This is a genomic window from Aeromonas sp. 61P (assembly GCF_051919545.1).
Lineage (GTDB): Bacteria > Pseudomonadota > Gammaproteobacteria > Enterobacterales > Aeromonadaceae > Aeromonas > Aeromonas veronii.
This window is the reverse complement of the sequence record NZ_JBQBEL010000001.1, coordinates 422,171-440,000: the sequence shown is the minus strand read 5'-3', so window position 1 is coordinate 440,000 and position 17,830 is coordinate 422,171. Positions and strand designations below refer to the sequence as shown.

Genomic DNA, 17,830 nt, shown 5'->3' with positions numbered 1-17,830 from the left:
CAAACTCGGAGATAGCTGGTTCTCCCCGAAAGCTATTTAGGTAGCGCCTCGGACGAATACTACTGGGGGTAGAGCACTGTTTGGGCTAGGGGGTCATCCCGACTTACCAACCCCATGCAAACTCCGAATACCAGTAAGTAATATCCGGGAGACACACGGCGGGTGCTAACGTCCGTCGTGAAGAGGGAAACAACCCAGACCGCCGGCTAAGGTCCCAAAGTTCTGGTTAAGTGGGAAACGATGTGGGAAGGCTCAGACAGCTAGGATGTTGGCTTAGAAGCAGCCATCATTTAAAGAAAGCGTAATAGCTCACTAGTCGAGTCGGCCTGCGCGGAAGATGTAACGGGGCTCAAACCAGGCACCGAAGCCGCGGATTCACACTTATGTGTGAGTGGTAGGGGAGCGTTCTGTAAGTCTGCAAAGGTGTATCGAGAGGTATGCTGGAGATATCAGAAGTGCGAATGCTGACGTAAGTAACGATAAAGGGGGTGAAAAGCCTCCTCGCCGGAAGACCAAGGGTTCCTGTCCAACGTTAATCGGGGCAGGGTGAGTCGACCCCTAAGGCGAGGCCGAAAGGCGTAGTCGATGGGAAGCAGGTTAATATTCCTGCACGACTTGTAATTGCGATGGGGGGACGGAGAAGGCTAGGTGGGCCAGGCGACGGTTGTCCTGGTGAAAGTGCGTAGGTGGTGTTTCCAGGCAAATCCGGAGACACAACACTGAGACACGAGACGAACACACTACGGTGTGGAAGCCATTGATGCCCTGCTTCCAGGAAAAGCCTCTAAGCTTCAGATTACAAGTCATCGTACCCCAAACCGACACAGGTGGTCGGGTAGAGAATACCAAGGCGCTTGAGAGAACTCGGGTGAAGGAACTAGGCAAAATAGAACCGTAACTTCGGGAGAAGGTTCGCTCTTGATGGTGAAGTCCCTTGCGGATGGAGCTGTCGGGAGTCGCAGTGACCAGATGGCTGGGACTGTTTATCAAAAACACAGCACTCTGCAAACACGAAAGTGGACGTATAGGGTGTGACACCTGCCCGGTGCCGGAAGGTTAATTGATGGGGTTAGCGCAAGCGAAGCTCTTGATCGAAGCCCCGGTAAACGGCGGCCGTAACTATAACGGTCCTAAGGTAGCGAAATTCCTTGTCGGGTAAGTTCCGACCTGCACGAATGGTGTAACCATGGCCATGCTGTCTCCACCCGAGACTCAGTGAAATCGAATTCGCCGTGAAGATGCGGTGTACCCGCGGCTAGACGGAAAGACCCCGTGAACCTTTACTACAGCTTGGCACTGAACATTGAACCTACATGTGTAGGATAGGTGGGAGGCTTTGAAGGCGTGACGCCAGTTGCGCTGGAGCCGTCCTTGAAATACCACCCTTGTATGTTTGATGTTCTAACGCAGGGCCCTGAATCGGGCTCGCGGACAGTGCCTGGTGGGTAGTTTGACTGGGGCGGTCTCCTCCCAAAGAGTAACGGAGGAGCACGAAGGTTGGCTAATCCTGGTCGGACATCAGGAGGTTAGTGCAATGGCATAAGCCAGCTTAACTGCGAGACGGACAGGTCGAGCAGGTACGAAAGTAGGTCATAGTGATCCGGTGGTTCTGAATGGAAGGGCCATCGCTCAACGGATAAAAGGTACTCCGGGGATAACAGGCTGATACCGCCCAAGAGTTCATATCGACGGCGGTGTTTGGCACCTCGATGTCGGCTCATCACATCCTGGGGCTGAAGTCGGTCCCAAGGGTATGGCTGTTCGCCATTTAAAGTGGTACGCGAGCTGGGTTCAGAACGTCGTGAGACAGTTCGGTCCCTATCTGCCGTGGGCGTTGGATGATTGAAGGGAGTTGCTCCTAGTACGAGAGGACCGGAGTGAACGAACCTCTGGTGTTCGGGTTGTCACGCCAGTGGCACTGCCCGGTAGCTAAGTTCGGAATCGATAACCGCTGAAAGCATCTAAGCGGGAAGCGAGCCCTGAGATGAGTCATCCCTGACCCCTTGAGGGTCCTAAAGGGCCGTTGGAGACCACAACGTTGATAGGTGGGGTGTGTAAGCGCGGCGACGTGTTGAGCTAACCCATACTAATTACCCGTGAGGCTTAACCATACAACACCCAAGAAGTGTTCTAAGGCTTGTAGCAAATACCAAGCGAACTACTTACGTCAGCTTTCTCAGATTGAAGATTTTTGCCTGGCGGCCATAGCGCCGTGGAACCACCTGATCCCATGCCGAACTCAGAAGTGAAACGCGGTAGCGCCGATGGTAGTGTGGCATTCGCCATGCGAGAGTAGGACACTGCCAAGCACCCAATTAAACGGTGATGTGAAGAATCACGTCACTGGCTGCGAGGATGACACCTCATAAGAAGCGGCAAATGATTTAGCGCAAGCTAACCGAATGCGGAGCGGTAGTTCAGTCGGTTAGAATACCGGCCTGTCACGCCGGGGGTCGCGGGTTCGAGTCCCGTCCGCTCCGCCACTAATTTGAAGGCCTTCCCAGATGGGAAGGCCTTTTTGCTATGGGCTGTCCCGTCCTGAATATGGTTTACACCTTTCCCCCCAATAAATGGAGAGCCCGATGGGACAAGGTGTGAAACGGACACAGCGCGATTACTCGCTGACTTTTAAACTGGCGCTGGTCGAGCAGATTGAAAAAGGCGAGCTCACCTACAAACAGGCTCAGGTGCGTTATGGCATTCAGGGCCGCTCCACCGTTCTGGTATGGTTGCGTAAACATGGTCGGCAAGATTGGAGCCAGGGGGCTTCTGTGCGTGCCGGCAGGAGCATCACCATGCCTGACCACGACAATCAGACGCCCGAACAGCGCATCAAGGAACTTGAGCAACAGCTGGCGTTGATGAGTCAGAAGGCCCAGTTCTTTGAGGCCGTCGTCGATGTACTGAAGAATGACTACGGCGTCTCCATCGTAAAAAAGCGACCCGGCAAGTCCTCTCGCAGCGGCAAGTCGAGAGGCTGACCATTGTCAGGGCTTGCCTGTTTCTGGGGATAAGCCGGCAGGCTTACTACAAGCGCAATCGGGTCGCCGACGAGCGCCATGCACAGGGATTGCAAGTGGTGCGTTTTGTGCGTCAGGTTCGACTGCGACAACCGCGGGTGGGCACTCGCAAGCTGCATTATCTGCTGCAGGGTCAGGATGATGGCGGGCTCAAGGTCGGGCGGGACAGGCTGTTTCAGATATTGGCCGAGCACCGCCTGCTGGTGCAGCCCAGGCGGGCGTATCACAAGACCACCCACAGTTTTCACCGTTTCTACCGTCATCCCAACTTGCTCAAGGCGGGGCCAGAGCAGGTCACACCGGTGGCCCCGGAGCAGGTCTGGGTCGCTGATATCACCTATCTGCCAGCCAGAAGCGGGCCGCTGTACCTGAGCCTGGTGACGGATGCCTACTCACGCAAGATAGTGGGCCATCACGTGCACGAAGGGATGCACGCCGAATCGGTGGCGATGGCGTTCAAGAAAGCACTGAAGCAACGACGTGGCGGCGGTGAACTCATCCATCACTCTGACCGCGGCGTGCAGTATTGCTCTGGGCTGTATCAGTCATTACATGAACGGTACGGGGTGAAATGCTCGATGACGGATGGGTATGACTGCTACCAGAATGCGTTGGCGGAGCGGGTGAACGGGATTTTGAAAGGAGAGTTATTGTTGCAAAGCCCGCAGGATTTGACGCAAGCGCGGGAAATGGTGCGTGAAGCAGTGGATATTTACAACGCGGAGCGGCCGCATCATGCGTTGAAATACAGAACCCCCGATGCGGTACATAGGGGGTTCTGAGTGGAGCAAAGCTAGCCGAAAATGTGTAAACCTATTTCAGGACTAGACAGGGCGTTTTTATCAAGTGACCCACAGGTTTGCATACCAGCACAAATACCAAAGCCCGGCTTAATGACCGGGCTTTGGTATTTTTAGCGTGTTAAACAGCCAACGTTTGGTTTTTACCTGCCAAGAGAGGGCCAGATAGCCGGTTATTTCCACCATTTTCTGGCTATATTCGAGCCTTGCTGGCTTCATTTGAAGTCACTTGGACAAGTCTAGAGGCGGCCAAATCAGGCTTCTGCCGCCTGCTGACTACAGGGCAGTTCCATATTGACCACCCTCTCTTCCATTTGCACATCGATCTTGAAGCCCAGCAGCTTGGCTAGGTTGGGAATACCGAGATTGCCGGATTAATCAGGTACCGTTCAAGCAAAGAGGCCTTCCCGACGGGAAGGCCTCTTTGCTTTATCTATCAACTGATTACCATCACTCGGTCGATTTATCAGCGCTTCTCTTTGCTGCCAATGCTCAGGCCGAGCTTGATGGAGAGGGCCGCCAGTAACAGCAGCATCATGATCAGGGAGAAGAAGTTGCTGCCAAGCTCCGGGTATTGCACCTTGAGCAGCGCGGAGTGGCCGAAGACACCGATAAAGAAGCAGAGCAGGGTGCAGATGGGGGTGTTACCCACCATGGGTTCATGACGATAGTGCTGGAACAGCTGATAGGCCGCCAGCCAGAGGGCAATCAGCGGAAAGAAGGAGAAAGGCACGACCGAGTTGGTCAGCACGGCCAGAGAGGCATCGCCACAGATACCAATCAGCATGGCCATGGCGAGCGGTTTTTTCGGGATCATAAGCTGTTCAGGCATGTCGTTCTCCATCCTGTGGTCATGGGTGAGGTTCACGGCGCTTCTGGTTTTGTACCTCGGCGCCCATGGCGATCATCCGCAGTTGGCGAATTGTTCGGTCGGAGAGTGCCCGGCACTCTTCGCTGGTCATGTCGAGCGCATCGGCACCGGCACTGAAGACGATGGTAACCATGGCTTCTGCCTGGATGTAGGCATCTTCCCGTGGTGCTTCGGTGGTGGCTTCCAGATAATCGGTTAGCTCGGCAATGAAGTGCTGGATTTCGCGAGCCACCGCCTGACGAAAGGCGGCCGAGGTGCCGGAGCGTTCCCGTAGCAGCAGCCGAAAGATGTTGGGGTTGTTCTCGACGAACTCCATAAAGGTCTGCACCGAGGTGCTGATGACACTGCCACCACCGGCAATGCGCTGGCGTGCCTGGCGCATCAGTTGGCGCAGGGTGAGACCTCCTTCGTCAACCAGGGTCAGGCCCAGTTCCTCCATATCGCGAAAGTGGCGATAGAAAGAGGTGGGCGCGATACCCGCTTCGCGAGCGACTTCCCGCAGGCTGAGATTGGAGAAACTCCGATTGGCGCACAGTTGGCTGAATGCAGCATCGATCAATGTACGCCGAGTTTTTTCTTTTTGTTGAGCGCGAATACCCACGAAATCAGTCACCTTCAGCTTATTGAGGCCAAATGATAACCCGAAGGCGCCTCAGGATCAGGTTTGTATCCTACTTTTTTACCATTGACCGTGAGGAAATCACCATAGAAAATGGCTAACAGCTGTTCGCTGAAAGGATGCAATGAGATGGCCAGACCCCCCATTATTTTGACTAATACCCTGCTGTTCTCCCTCTCCGGGATAGTGGCGTTGATTGTCGTACCCTGGTACGGCATGAGTCACGGTTACGATCTCTGGCAGTGGGCCAGTTTCCTGTTGTTGTTCTGCCTGAGTGGTCTCTCCATCACCGCAGGTTATCACCGGCTCTGGTCGCACAAGGCCTACAAGGCGCACCCCGCTTTGCAGTGGTTGTTTGCCATCGGCGGTGCGTTGGCGCTGCAGAATTCGGCCCTGCACTGGTCGGCCGATCACCGCCGTCACCATCGTCATGTGGATGACAACGATAAAGACCCCTACAGCGCGGGGCGCGGTTTCTGGTATTCGCACATCGGCTGGATGTTGCGGGAGCATCAGGGAGATCGCTATGGTGATTACAGCAATGTGCGTGATCTGCAGAACAACCGAGTGGTCGCGTTTCAGCACCGTCACTATCTGACGCTGGCACTGGCGGCTAATCTGGGGTTGCCGCTGCTGCTCGGCCTGTGGCATGGGGACTTGCTCGGCATGTTGCTGTTGGCGGGCGTGCTGAGGATGGTGATGACTCACCACACCACCTTCTTCATCAACTCGCTGGCCCACATCTGGGGCAGTCAGCCCTATACCGATCGCAATACCGCTCGCGATAACGGCATCCTGGCTTTTTTCACCTTTGGCGAGGGGTACCACAACTTTCACCACCTGTTCGAGAATGACTACCGCAACGGCATTCACTGGTGGCAGTTCGATCCGACCAAGTGGTTGATCCGGCTCGCCTCCTGGTGCGGTCTGGCGGGAGATCTCAGATCTTCGCCGGAGGAGCGTATCGAGCAGGCCCGGCTGCAGATGCAGCTGAAACGGGCACAAGCCAAGTTGCGCAAGCAGGAAGATCGCGAGCTGTGGCAGGCGCTGCTGCAGGAGGAGTACGACAAGCTGAGTCAGCAGCTACAACACTATTACGCCAGTCGCAAGCGGCTGCTGGAGCTGCGCAAGCGCAAGGCGCTGGCGCGCTATGACCGTCTCAAGCTGCAACTGGAGTACCGGGCCCTGCGGGATGGCTTTATCGCAGGTAAACGCAACTGGAGTCGCCTGCTGGCAGGCATTGCATGATGCCGTCTGGTTATCACAGAGACTAAAAGAGAAGACCGCCTGCTGGCGGTCTTCTCTTTGGTATGCATGTTAGAACGGACTAGTTGGCTTGGCTCTGCTGTTGCTGCAATTGATCCAGTGCCTGTTGCTCCTGCTGGCTAAGACCCAGCTGTTCGCAGGCCTGCTCAAAGCTGATTCCCGGATGACGCATCATGATATCCAATAACGGGAGGGCTTAGTTGGCTTGGCTCTGCTGTTGCTGCAGCTGATCCAATGCCTGTTGCTCCTGCTGGCTGAGACCTAGTTCTTCACAGGCCTGCTCAAAGCTGATCCCCAGATGGCACATCATGATATCGATGGCGGGCAGATAGTTCTTCATAGCTTCTTCCATGGTGATCCTCCAGACCCGTCACTTATGCCCTGAACCACTCGGTGCGGCAATTAGACTTTAGGCTTAGCCTGCCCATTTGATAAGCACCCCTGCCACTGGGGGAGGGAATTTGTTACCCTGCACCATGATAAAAACGGTTGCCGTATGACTGCGAGCAACAGGTGAGGAGCAGGGCATGTTATTGAGTTTCTTGATCATCGCTTCAGGTTGGTGGCACATCCGTGCGGCCTACGGTTCAGACAGCCGCCAGTTCTATATCAGCAAGCCGCTGACCATGCTGCTTATCATTGCGTTGGCGTTCGGCTACCAGAGTTATGACCACGATGGCTCACACGCCTGGATCCTGCTCGGTCTTTGTCTCTCGCTGGCGGGCGATGTGCTGCTGATGTTGCCAAGCGATCGCTTCATTCAGGGGTTGGCGGCATTTCTTGTCGCGCATCTCTGCTATATCGTCGGTTTTGCCCAAGGGCCGTTGTTGCTCAATCTGGTGGATGGTTTGCTGCTGTTGCTGATCGCCGGCATGGTATTTGGCCTGCTGTGGGGCAAGCTGGGGGAGATGCGGATCCCGGTCTTTTGCTACATGCTGGTGATCATCGGCATGGCCTGGGTGGCCGCCGGAGCCTGGCACGCCTCTCTCACTGCCGGTTCTGCCGCCGCTCTGGTGGGGGCGCTGATGTTCCTCTTCTCCGACAGCATGCTGGCGCTCGATCGCTTCCGCCGCCCCTTTCCCCACGCCCGCGCCTGGGTGATGAGTAGCTACTTCGCAGCGCAATTCCTGATTGCAGGGTCGCTGGCGGGATAACGTCTTCTGGTTGAGTGCAGGTAACAGATAACGAAAAACGGGCATTGGCCCGTTTTTCGTTTTATGCCCGGCGTTTTTCACGCTTCTAGCGGTTCGGCATCCGCTGCCCGTGGGGCGGGGGATTTGAGCAACAGCATCAGGCCGCTGGCGATCAGCAAGAAGATCCCCATGATGTAGAACACCTGGTTGTAGGCCATGATGGCCGCCTCCCGGTTGATGGTATTGGCCAGCATGGCCCGTGCTTGCTGCTGGGCAATCTCGGGGCCTGAACCCTGCGCCATCATGCTCTGGGCCAGTTGCAGCAGATAGTTTTGCCCCTCGATACTGCTGGCGGCCAGAGTGCTGCCAATTTGCAGCACATGGGTGCGGGTATCGTTATCGAGCATGGTCGCGATGATGGCGATACCGAACGCACCACCGAGGTTGCGCAGCACGTTGAGCAGGGTCGAGGAGGAGGGGATCTCGTCGTGGCTCAGGCTGGCGGTGGCGACCAGGGAGAGCGGCACCATGATGAAGGGCTGCCCCAGCGCCCGCACGATAAGCGACTGGATCAGCTGCGGCCCGGCGTAGTCTGCACTCATGTTGACGTTCATAAAGCAGCTGACGGCGAAGATAAGGAAGCCGAAGCTCACCAGATAGCGCGGGTCTATCTTGTGGGTCAGCCTGGGTACCAGCGGTAGCACCAGCAGTTGCGGCAGCCCCATCCACATCAGTACCTCGCCGATTTCCAGCGCGTTGTAGTTGTGGATCTGGGTCATGTAGAGCGGCAGCACATAGATGGAGCCCATCAACGCCATGCCGAGGATCAGATAGGCGAAGCAGGCCAGCGCGAAGCGCGGGTTGTGCAGCAGCCGCAGATTGACCAGCGGGTGACGGCGGATCAGCTGGCTGATGACGAAGAACACCAGCGCTACCGCCGAGATGACCGCCAGTCGCACGATGAAGCTTGAGCCGAACCAGTCTTCCCGGTTGCCCTCCTCCAGAACCACCTCCAGCAGGCCGAGGCCAAGTGCCATGGTGACGATGCCGATGAGGTCTACCCGCTTGATCACGGCCCAGTCCACCGGTTTTTTATCCAGCCCGTGGGCCAGCATGGCCATCACCAGCAGTCCTGGCGGCACGTTGAGATAGAAGATGTAGTGCCACGACATCTGCTCGGTGAGCCAGCCGCCGAGGGTCGGACCGATGGCGGGGGCGAAAGTGGCGCAGAGGCCAAACAGCGCCATGCCGGTGGCCCGCTTCTGTAATGGCAACAGGGTGACGATGAGGGAGAAGGCCATCGGGATCAGCGCCCCGCCGGTGAAGCCTTGCAGCGCCCGGAAGACGATCATGCTGGTGAGGTTCCAGCTGAACGAGCAGAGCACGGAGGCGGCGATAAACGCACCGGTGGTCCAGAGCAGGTAGCGGCGCACGCTCAGCCCCCGGCTCAGCCAGCCGCTCAGGGGGATGGCGATCATCTCCGCCACCAGATAGGAGGTGGAGATCCAGGAGCTTTCGCTCAGGGTGGCCGACAGGGCCCCCTGAATATCCTTCAGAGAGGCATTGGTGATCTGGATATCGAGGATGGCCATAAAGGCGCCGATAAGGCCCCCCATGACCGCGATCCAGTTGCGACGTGGAATGGGTTCCATCAGTTGGCAGCCACCACGGGATCAGGAGTGCGGGTATCCACAATCACTTCGGTCGAGAGACCCGGCAGCAGCTTGCCTGCCAGCGGGCCTGGCTCGGGGATGCGGATCTTCACCGGTACCCGCTGCACGATTTTGGTGAAGTTGCCAGTGGCATTCTCCGGTGGCAGCAGGGCGAATTTGGCACCGGTGGCCGGGGCCAGGCTGTCGATGATCCCCTCGACCGGTTGATCCGGGTAGGCATCGAGCACCACTTCGACCTTCTGGCCCGGCTGCATATGGGCGAGCTGGGTCTCCTTGAAGTTGGCCTCGACCCACACCTGCTGTAGCGGCACCAGGCTGGCGACCTGCATACCGGACTGGACGTAGAGCCCTTCCCGCAGACTGCGCTTGCCAATGATGCCGTCAGCAGGCGCCCGCAGTTCGGTGTAGCCGAGCTCCAGCTTGGCCTGCTCCAGTTGCGCTTCGCTCAATGCCAGCTTGGCCAGATTCTGTTTACGTTCGGCATCCAGTACCAGCAGTCGCTCACGGGCCGCCTGCAGGGCGGCTTGGGCCTCCCGGGCTTGCGCCTGATTGACCTGCAGGCCGGCACGCACCTCGTCCAGACTGTCTTGCGAGCTGTAGTGGCGCTGGTTGAGCTGGCTGATCCGGTTGACCTGCTGGCTGGCACGCAGCTGTTCGGCATTGGCGGAGGCGACCTTGGCCTCGGCCTGCTGGATCAGGCTCAGTTGTTGGGTGCGGGTGGCGGCCAGATTTTCGGCCGTCGCCTGATTGAGGCGCAGGTCGGCTTCGGCCTCCGCGACCCTGGTTTTGTATTCGCGATCATCGAGCCGGGCGATCAGTTGGCCCGCTTTGACCGGCTGGTTGTCGGTGACCAGCACTTCGCGGATATAGCCGGGCAGCTTGGAGCTGATCCCGGTCACTTCACTTTGCAGATAGGCGTTGTCGGTGCTTTCAAAATAGCGGCCGTGAAGATACCAGTAACCGGCGAACAGCAGACCGAGCAGCGCCAATATCATGGCTGCCAGCAGGGGAATTTTTTTGTGTTGACTCATTTTTGTGATTCCTGAACTTAAGGGGCGCAGGCTAACACTGGTCAACTGTTTCGATTAGTATTGGTTCACGAGATATACAGTTTCACGTGCAACAATGGATCTCAATGCCGCGTTAATTCTGGTGCGTATCGTCGACAAGGGCTCGTTTACGGGGGCTGCCCGCGAGCTGGGGATGACCAAGGCGATGGTCAGCCGCCGCATCGCCGAACTGGAACAGCGGCTCGGAGTGCGTCTGCTCTATCGCTCCACCCGTCAGCTCACGTTGACCGAGGAGGGGGAGAAGTACTACCTGCACTGCAGCAAGGCGGTCGATGCTCTGACCGAAGCCGAGCTGATGCTGAGCGCCAGCCAGCAGGAGGTAACCGGCACCCTCAAACTGGCGGTGCCTATCGAGACAGGGCAACTGGTGGTTGGGCGCTTGGTCGCCAAGTTTTTGCAGGCCTATCCCGCCCTGCAGGTGGAGCTGGAACTGACCAACCGGGTGGTGGATCCCATCAGTGAAGGGTTGGATGCGGTGGTGCGGATTGGCGACATGAGCGACTCCAATCTGGCTGCACGCCGACTCTGGAGCACCGGGCGGCTGCTCTGTGCCAGCCCGGACTATCTGGCCCGCAGCCCGGTCATCGAGCGGCCGGAGGATCTGGCCAACCACGAGCGGGTGACGGTGAGCAGCGGGTTTCTCGCCTCTCACTGGTGCTTCGAGCTGGATGGCAGAGAGGTGCTGGTTGACCCCCCATCCCGTTTTCGGGTCAATAATATTACCTGTGCCCGGGAGGCGGCAAAGGCGGGGCTGGGGTTGGCCTCGTTACCCGCTATGCTCTGTCAGGATGAGCTGGCCAGCGGCGAGCTGGTGATCCTGCTGCCAGAGTGGCAGCAACCCAGGGTGCCGATTTATTTGCTGTTTCCGGAGCGGCAACTGATGCCGCGCAAGTTGCGGGCATTCATCGATTTCATGATTGAGAACGGCGCCGAGTTTGGCATCGACAAGTTGTTGTAAGGGGGAGCTATGGATAACTGGATCAATCTCTATCGCGCCTCACACACCCTGGAGGCGCACGCGTTGAAAGGGGCGCTGGAGGCGGAAGGGGTGCTGGTGCGCCTCAATGGCGAGGGGCTGTCGGGCGCCCTTGGCGAACTGCCGGTCGACATGTTGCAGGTGACCCTGATGGTGCGGGCCGAGGATCGCAGCAAGGCGGGACGGGTCATCGAGCGTTACCAGCAGCGTCAGGGTAACGGCTGGCTGTGCGGCCAGTGCGGGGAGGAGAACGGCGCCAACTTCGACGTCTGCTGGCGCTGTCATCACGATCCCCACGACAGCTGATCTCTCTTCCGCTAGCGCGGCGGGAACTCGATATCTTCTCCTGCGCTGGCATCGTGATAGGTCGCCAGATCCAGCTCGTTTTCGCTGCGGGCGATCAGCACCGACACCAGAATATCCCCCGATACGTTGACCGTGGTGCGCGCCATGTCGAGGATCCGGTCAATGCCTGCAATCAGTGCCACCCCTTCCAGCGGCAAGCCCACCGCCGTCAGGGTCAGGGTCAGCAGCATCAACCCGGTGCCTGGGGTGCCAGCGGTGCCGATACTGGCCAAGGTAGCGATGCTGATGATGGTCAGGTAATCGACCATGTGCAGATCCACCCCGAATGCCTGAGCCACGAACAGCGCAGTCACTCCCTGATAGAGGGCGGTGCCATCCATGTTGATGGTGGCGCCGATGGGCAGCACCTTGGCGGTGATGGCGGGGGAGACTCCCAGCCGCTTCTCGGCGCAGGCCAGACTGATGGGCAGGGTGGAGTTGCTGGAGCTGCTGGTGAAGGCCACCGCCTGTGCATCAACGATGCTCTTGAAGTAGTGCAGCGGATTGAGCCGTGCCAGCAGAAGCAGCAGGGTGCTGTAGACCCCGAGCACGTGCAGCAGGCAGCCGAGGTAGACGGCGCCGATCACCTTGAGCAGCGGTAGCAGCAGGTCGAGGCCGTACTTGCCGGTCATCCAGGCCATCAGGGCGCAGACACCGTAGGGGGCGAGCGCCATCACCATCTGGGTCAGCTTGAACATCCCCTCGGCCAGCGAGGTGAAGAAGAGGATGGCGGGGCGGCCACGGCGACCGCTGGCATTGAGGGCGACCGCCAGCGCCACCGCAAAGACAATTACTTGCAGGATCTTGCCATCCACCATCGCCTGTACCGGATTGCTCGGTACCAGATGGCTCAGCACGCTGGCCAGGGTGGGTGGCTCCGACATGCCGATCCGCTCATAGGGGCCCATGTCGGCGCCCATGCCGGGCTCCAGCAGCCAGCCCATCATCAGGCCGATGCAGATGGCGATGGCGGTGGAGCAGAAGTAGAGACAAATCGCCTTGCTGCCGATGCGATCGAGGGCCTTGCCCTTGAGCAGCGAGGTGAGACCGGCGATGACCGAGCAGAAAATGAGGGGCACCATCAGCATCTGGATGGTGTTGACGAACAGGACGCCAAGGGGCTTGAGCAGCAGGGCTTGCTCTTCAAAGCCGACGCCCAGACCCACCCCTGTCAGCATGCCGATCAGGGTCTTGAGCCAGAGTGGTCGGCGGGTCCAGATCTGCCAGGGCTTGAGAGCCTCTCCATGGAACAGCATGACGCCAATATCCTTATACATTGTCTGCGATGGCCAAAAAGGGGCGCCAGTGTAGCGATCCCTGACGCGGGTTGCCACATTATCGACAAAGCGGTGGCGGTGACCACTCCCCTGACCAGGAAATGCGCAATTTATTGGCCTATATCAAGATCCCTCCGGGCGTGGAGATATTTAATTGGCATTAAATATGTTCATTATTGAGGTGAGAGATGTCGCAATCGGTTCATGGTCACGAAGTGATGGAGATGATGCTGGCACAAGGGGGGCAATTTACCCGTGCCAGCCTGAAACAGGCGATAGCCGAGCGGTTCGGTGCCGAGGCACGTTTTCATACCTGCAGCGCCAGCGAGATGGATGCGGAAGCGCTGATCGACTTTCTGGCCGCCCGCGGCAAATTCATCGACTCGGCTGAGGGTTTCCAGACCCGCGCCGACAAGATCTGCAACCACGGTTAATCCCGCTGCGAGCGCATCATGGCGCTCGCTCAATTCTTCGCCCTTTGCTATATTTCGCCCCCTCTCTTTTCCCTATTCAGGGCGTAGCCCGGGCGTTGTATGGATACTTTCTCTGCCGCAGTCATGCTGTTTTTGATCATGGACCCGCTGGGCAACCTGCCGGTCTTCCTCTCTATCCTGCGTCATATCGATCCCAAGCGACGTCGCAAGGTGATGGTGCGCGAGCTGCTCTTCTCGCTGGCCATCATGATGCTGTTCCTGTTCGTCGGTCAGCAGATCCTCGGCTTCCTCAACCTGCGGCAGGAGGCGGTCAGCATTGCGGGGGGTATCATCCTGTTCCTGATCGCCATCAAGATGATCTTCCCGAGTGAAGGGGGCGTGACCGGGCTGGCGGCGGGCGAGGAGCCCTTCCTGGTGCCGATGGCGATCCCGATGATCGCCGGTCCCTCGATCCTCGCCTCCTTGATGCTGCTGGCCAATCAGGAGCCCAGCCGGATGGTGGACTGGTCGCTGGCGCTCTTTATGGCCTGGGCCGCCAGCGCGGTGATTCTGATGTTCTACGAGGTATTCAACAAGCTGCTGGGTGAGCGGGGACTCACTGCGGTGGAGCGGCTGATGGGCATGCTGCTGGTGATGATCTCGGTCCAGATGTTGCTGGACGGGGTTCATCACTATCTGGCGGTGACCGGTCAGGGCTGAGCGGTTTACATCTTGAAGTGAATGAAACGGGGCTACGCAGAGCCCCGTTTTTTGTGCCGCCGAGAAGGGGGGCGGTCACCCGTGAGTGGTCGCAGCAGGTTCCAGTTTGCTCATGATGAGGGAGAGCAGCAATTCCCGCAGCCAGCGGTGGCCCGGGTCCTCGCTGTGACGCTGATGCCAGATGAGCAGATGGGAGATGCTGTCCAACCCGATGGGCAGCGGCAGCTGTAACAGCGGATAGACCTGGGTGGCGTGGCGGGCGTAGAGCCGGGATAGCGTCACTATCATGTCGGAGTGCATCCCCATCCGCAGCGCCGCCTCGAAGGAGGGCACGGTTGCCTCGATACGTCGGTAGAGATCCTGCTCTGCCAGCTTGTGATCCAGCATCCAGCGGTCCCGCCCCTCGCAGTAAGTCTGCACATGGGGATAGCTGAGGTAGTGCTCCAGATTCCAGTTGGGCTCCCGCAGCGCGGGGTGGTGCTGCTGCACCAGACAGGTGAGATCATCGACCGCCAGCACTCGCTGACAGATGCTGTCGGGCAGGGTATCGAGCCGATAATCGGAGCTGATGCAGTTCTCTCGCACCGCGAAGGCGATGTCCACCTGTCCCTGACTCATCTCGGTCAGGCTGTTCTCGGTCCACTCCTCGTAGCGCAAGCGGATCCGTGGTGCCTGCCGCTTCAGCTCGCTCAGGTAGAGCGGGGCAAACAGGGTGAAGGCGCTGTCCATGCTGGCGATGACGAACTCTCGCTCCGAGTTGGCGGGGTCGAACTCGGGCGGCTGGATCAGGTTGTCCAGCGACAGCAGGATGGGTTGCACTGTTGTTGCAGCGCAAGGGCGCGGCCGGTGGGTTCCAGCCCGTAGGCAGAGCGGATGAAGAGGGGATCATTGAAGGTATCGCGCAGACGGCCGAGGGCTTTACTGACCGCGGACTGGCTCAGATGAAGGCGGCGTGCCGCCTTGCTGCCGTTGCGCTCTTCCAGCAGTACCTGCAGGATAATCAGCAAATTGAGGTCGATGCGACCCAGTTGTTCCAGCAGCATGATATGAATCCTCTTCAATTCTAAGATGAATTTATACCATTTGTTTTCATATCTTGGCGATCTTATCCTCGAATGGTCTCAGGTTCGCATGAACCACTGGTACAGGATGTAGCGGTTGAGGGGACATGTAGCACAATCAATATGGCGACCTCAGGGTCGCCCTATTTTTTGGCTATGATTTATTTGCTCACTTGCACCTGCCTTGATTTTGCCCAACAATCCCTGCGCTCTATTTTGATACAAGTAACAGATATCTCTTTGTGAGGGAGTATCCCTATGGGACTCGGTGGAATTCATATCTGGCATATGCTGATCCTCTTGCTGGTCGTTGTGCTGGTCTTCGGCAGCAAGCGTCTTGCCAGTGCAGGTGAGGATCTGGGTACCGCCATCAAAGATTTTCGCAAGGCGATGCGTGACGACGCAAATCATCCGAAATAAGCAGTAGGAGTAGAAAATGTCTGTAGACGAGAAAGTTGAACTGAACGAAACCTGTGACAGCTGTGGCTGTTTTGCCGAGATCGGCACCATCATCGGCGAAGGCGACGATGTGATGGATCTGGTGATTGAAGCCGCTGCCGAGGCGGATGCCCGCGCCAAGTTGGCTGCCTATGAAGCACTGGCCAAACAGGTCACTGCCGAAGCTCAAGTGAGCAGCGCACTGACCCAGGGCGCCAACGGCGTGATCCTGAAAGCCCGCCTGCAATTCACCTGCACCGCCGAAAAACTGATTTTCGAAATGCGGGCCCGCTCTATCTGAGTTGTCTGATAACGCGGCAGGTTTGCCTGCCGTGTTGACCCTTCTGCTGTGGGTCGGCGTTCTATAGTTATTCTATCCCACAGACGTTTTTGCCCGGCGCGAGTCGGCCAACAGAAGGCGCAAACATCATGACGCAGCGATGGATCTCTGCCCCCAATCCCACCCTCTATCGTGATCCGTGCTGCCAACAGGCAGCAGGTGTGACGTCAGCACAGGGGCAGCCATCGTGATGCGACGCTGGATCTGGGCTCTGCTGGCCCTCTGCTGTTTTCCCCTGCTCGCGGCTGAACTCAAGCCACAGCGTCTGCCCAAACCCGGGGACCTCGAAAGCATTCTGCAAAAGCGCGAACTCAGGGCACTGGTGGTCTATGAGCGCGGCTTCTACTTTCTCGATCGCGGCGCCCAGTACGGCATTCTGGTCAATCAGCTGCAAGGGTTCGAACGCTGGCTGAACAAGACCTATCTCGCCAAAGAGAAGGTCAAACTCAAGGTGGTCTACATCCCGGTGCGGCAGGAAAGCTGCTGGACTATCTGACCGAGGGGCGTGGCGATCTGGTGGCGGCGACCATGACGGTGACCCCGACCCGGCGTGAACAGGTGGCCTTCTCCCGGCCGCTCATTTCATCCATCGAGGAGTGGGTGGTGAGCCAGCAGAGCCTGCCTGCCTTCAGCCGCATTACCCAGCTCTCCGGCAGACGGGTCTGGGTGCGCGCCAGCTCCAGCTACTACGAGAGTTTGCGCCAGCTCAACTGGCTGTTTCGCGAGCTGGGGTTGCCCCCCGTCTATATCGAGACGGTGCCCGAATACCTGCAGGATGGCGATCTGCTGGAGATGGTGGCCGCTGGCATTATTCCCCTGACGGTGACCGACAGCTACAAGGGGCGGATCTGGCTGGGTGGCATGATCTCCGGCCTCAAGGCTCACAAGTTGATCCCCCTGCGCAGCAATGGCACCAGCGCCTGGGCGCTGCGCAAGAACAGCCCCGAGCTGCTCAAGGCGGTCAATGGCTATCTGGCGAGTGTCAGCCGCAACAGCCTTTACAGTGACATGACCCTGCGCCGGTTGCTGGTTCGCAGCGATCAGATGAGCAATATCCTGGCGCCGGATCCCATGGGGCGCCTCGCGACCATTCGCAAAGTGCTGGAGAAGTACGCCAATAAATACGATCTCGACTGGCTGATGCTGGCGGCGCTTGGCTACAAGGAGTCCGGCCTCAATCCCAAGGCGCGCTCGCCCAAGGGGGCCGTGGGCCTCATGCAGCTGCTGCCCAGTACGGGGCGGGAAGTCGGCATCAACGGCGCCAGACTCACCACGCTGGAGGGAAATGTGGAGGCCGCCTGCCGCTACATGCGGTTGATCCTCGATACCTACTTCAATGATCCCAAGCTGGATCGGCTCAACCGCCACCTGTTTGCCCTCGCCGCCTACAACGCCGGGCCGAACCGGGTGCAGGCGCTGCGAGGCAAGGCGGAGAAACTGGGGCTCGATCCCAACGTCTGGTTCGGCAACGTGGATCAGCTGGTGGCCAACGAAGTCGGACAGGGGCCGATCAACTATGTCGGCACCATCTACAAGTACTACGTGGCCTATCGTTTCAGCCTGCCCCAGATCGAGGGCAAGGCTGCCGCTATCGAAGCGGCTCAGCCCTGAGCCGGTTGACCGGCAGGGTGGCCTGTACGGTCGGCAATTGCCAGCCACCGTCCCTGTGTTGCAAAAACCAGTGGGCGGGGCCGGTGGCCGGGATGAGATCTGGCTGGCTGAGCTGGCCCAGATAGCGCAACATCGGGGTATCATGCAGTTCCATCAGCAACTCCTTTTGAGTATGTGAGAGGCTCGCCAGCGTTATG

The 17,830-nt window shown here is 58.4% G+C and carries 16 protein-coding genes, 1 tRNA gene, 2 rRNA genes and 2 pseudogenes (1 of these 21 only partly in view); 13 read left to right on the top strand and 8 right to left on the bottom strand.

All coding sequences use genetic code 11. The features are described 5' to 3' along the window. From ACTG2O_RS02130 to ACTG2O_RS02115, 4 genes are all read left to right on the top strand, one after another. Window positions 1–2,111: ribosomal RNA gene (locus ACTG2O_RS02130) — 23S ribosomal RNA — on the top strand; it begins 779 nt to the left of the window's first position. Between the two features lie 83 nt (window positions 2,112–2,194). Then, window positions 2,195–2,309: ribosomal RNA gene (gene rrf, locus ACTG2O_RS02125) — 5S ribosomal RNA — on the top strand. A gap of 97 nt (window positions 2,310–2,406) precedes the next feature. Further along, window positions 2,407–2,483: transfer RNA gene (locus ACTG2O_RS02120), tRNA-Asp, on the top strand. A 99-nt stretch (window positions 2,484–2,582) separates the two neighbouring features. Next, a protein-coding gene (locus ACTG2O_RS02115) for an IS3 family transposase (protein ID WP_439975195.1) occupies window positions 2,583–3,802 on the top strand; the annotation gives its coding sequence in 2 pieces (ribosomal slippage) (window positions 2,583–2,931 and window positions 2,931–3,802; 1,221 coding nt in all). A gap of 484 nt (window positions 3,803–4,286) precedes the next feature. Here ACTG2O_RS02115 and ACTG2O_RS02110 read toward each other — a convergent pair. Together ACTG2O_RS02110 and fabR are read right to left on the bottom strand one after the other, a co-directional pair. Then, on the bottom strand, window positions 4,287–4,652 hold the full coding sequence (locus ACTG2O_RS02110; RefSeq protein WP_123173950.1) for a YijD family membrane protein: 366 nt from the start codon (window positions 4,650–4,652) through the stop codon (window positions 4,287–4,289). 19 nt (window positions 4,653–4,671) lie between these two features. Next, window positions 4,672–5,292, bottom strand: a complete 621-nt coding sequence (gene fabR, locus ACTG2O_RS02105) for an HTH-type transcriptional repressor FabR (protein ID WP_005339921.1) — start codon at window positions 5,290–5,292, stop codon at window positions 4,672–4,674. A 147-nt stretch (window positions 5,293–5,439) separates the two neighbouring features. Between fabR and ACTG2O_RS02100 the strand changes: the two genes are divergently transcribed. Next, complete coding sequence (locus ACTG2O_RS02100) at window positions 5,440–6,558, top strand: fatty acid desaturase (protein WP_107682257.1); 1,119 nt, start codon at window positions 5,440–5,442, stop codon at window positions 6,556–6,558. A 214-nt stretch (window positions 6,559–6,772) separates the two neighbouring features. On the opposite strand, the gene ACTG2O_RS02095 is transcribed toward ACTG2O_RS02100, so the two are convergent. Beyond that, the gene (locus ACTG2O_RS02095; protein ID WP_129504880.1) at window positions 6,773–6,928 is read right to left on the bottom strand and encodes a hypothetical protein; all 156 of its coding nucleotides are present in this window, start codon (window positions 6,926–6,928) and stop codon (window positions 6,773–6,775) included. 175 nt (window positions 6,929–7,103) lie between these two features. Between ACTG2O_RS02095 and ACTG2O_RS02090 the strand changes: the two genes are divergently transcribed. After that, the gene (locus tag ACTG2O_RS02090; protein ID WP_005348507.1) at window positions 7,104–7,730 is read left to right on the top strand and encodes a lysoplasmalogenase; all 627 of its coding nucleotides are present in this window, start codon (window positions 7,104–7,106) and stop codon (window positions 7,728–7,730) included. Window positions 7,731–7,807: 77 nt separating this feature from the next. Here the strand turns inward: ACTG2O_RS02090 and ACTG2O_RS02085 are convergent, their stop codons facing one another. Both ACTG2O_RS02085 and ACTG2O_RS02080 read right to left on the bottom strand, forming a co-directional pair. Continuing rightward, a complete protein-coding gene (locus ACTG2O_RS02085) occupies window positions 7,808–9,361 on the bottom strand; it encodes a DHA2 family efflux MFS transporter permease subunit (protein WP_439975286.1) in 1,554 nt (517 codons plus the stop codon). After that, complete coding sequence (locus ACTG2O_RS02080; RefSeq protein WP_005348510.1) at window positions 9,361–10,413, bottom strand: HlyD family secretion protein; 1,053 nt, start codon at window positions 10,411–10,413, stop codon at window positions 9,361–9,363. The genes ACTG2O_RS02085 and ACTG2O_RS02080 overlap by 1 nt, the downstream gene beginning before the upstream one ends. 94 nt (window positions 10,414–10,507) lie before the next feature. Between ACTG2O_RS02080 and ACTG2O_RS02075 the strand changes: the two genes are divergently transcribed. Further along, window positions 10,508–11,410, top strand: a complete 903-nt coding sequence (locus tag ACTG2O_RS02075) for a LysR family transcriptional regulator (RefSeq protein ID WP_019444678.1) — start codon at window positions 10,508–10,510, stop codon at window positions 11,408–11,410. 9 nt (window positions 11,411–11,419) lie between these two features. Further along, on the top strand, window positions 11,420–11,734 hold the full coding sequence (locus tag ACTG2O_RS02070; RefSeq protein WP_005339933.1) for a putative signal transducing protein: 315 nt from the start codon (window positions 11,420–11,422) through the stop codon (window positions 11,732–11,734). An 11-nt stretch (window positions 11,735–11,745) separates the two neighbouring features. On the opposite strand, the gene ACTG2O_RS02065 is transcribed toward ACTG2O_RS02070, so the two are convergent. Continuing rightward, window positions 11,746–13,029 carry a dicarboxylate/amino acid:cation symporter gene (locus tag ACTG2O_RS02065; protein ID WP_040069539.1) on the bottom strand — a complete coding sequence of 428 codons (1,284 nt, stop codon included), beginning with the start codon at window positions 13,027–13,029 and terminating at the stop codon, window positions 11,746–11,748. A gap of 209 nt (window positions 13,030–13,238) precedes the next feature. Here ACTG2O_RS02065 and ACTG2O_RS02060 point away from each other — a divergent pair, with 209 nt between their 5' ends. Beyond that, window positions 13,239–13,484: a YecH family metal-binding protein gene (locus ACTG2O_RS02060; protein WP_323930638.1), complete on the top strand. Its 246-nt coding sequence runs from the start codon at window positions 13,239–13,241 to the stop codon at window positions 13,482–13,484. 99 nt (window positions 13,485–13,583) lie between these two features. Then, complete coding sequence (locus ACTG2O_RS02055) at window positions 13,584–14,183, top strand: YhgN family NAAT transporter (protein WP_040069536.1); 600 nt, start codon at window positions 13,584–13,586, stop codon at window positions 14,181–14,183. A gap of 75 nt (window positions 14,184–14,258) precedes the next feature. Here ACTG2O_RS02055 and ACTG2O_RS02050 read toward each other — a convergent pair. Next, a pseudogene (locus tag ACTG2O_RS02050) lies at window positions 14,259–15,226 on the bottom strand (LysR family transcriptional regulator). 276 nt (window positions 15,227–15,502) lie between these two features. Here ACTG2O_RS02050 and tatA point away from each other — a divergent pair. The 3 genes and pseudogenes from tatA (at window position 15,503) to ACTG2O_RS02035 (ending at window position 17,633) form a co-directional block, all read left to right on the top strand. Beyond that, window positions 15,503–15,664: a twin-arginine translocase TatA/TatE family subunit gene (gene tatA / locus ACTG2O_RS02045; protein WP_005339944.1), complete on the top strand. Its 162-nt coding sequence runs from the start codon at window positions 15,503–15,505 to the stop codon at window positions 15,662–15,664. Between the two features lie 16 nt (window positions 15,665–15,680). Further along, window positions 15,681–15,983, top strand: coding sequence for a YfcZ/YiiS family protein (locus ACTG2O_RS02040; RefSeq protein WP_019444681.1), 303 nt, complete (start codon window positions 15,681–15,683; stop codon window positions 15,981–15,983). 229 nt (window positions 15,984–16,212) lie between these two features. Further along, window positions 16,213–17,633: pseudogene (locus ACTG2O_RS02035) on the top strand (transglycosylase SLT domain-containing protein). Here ACTG2O_RS02035 and ACTG2O_RS02030 read toward each other — a convergent pair. Beyond that, on the bottom strand, window positions 17,611–17,787 hold the full coding sequence (locus ACTG2O_RS02030) for a hypothetical protein (protein ID WP_005339947.1): 177 nt from the start codon (window positions 17,785–17,787) through the stop codon (window positions 17,611–17,613). The pseudogene ACTG2O_RS02035 and the gene ACTG2O_RS02030 sit on opposite strands and share 23 nt — an antisense overlap. Window positions 17,788–17,830 lie beyond the last annotated feature (43 nt).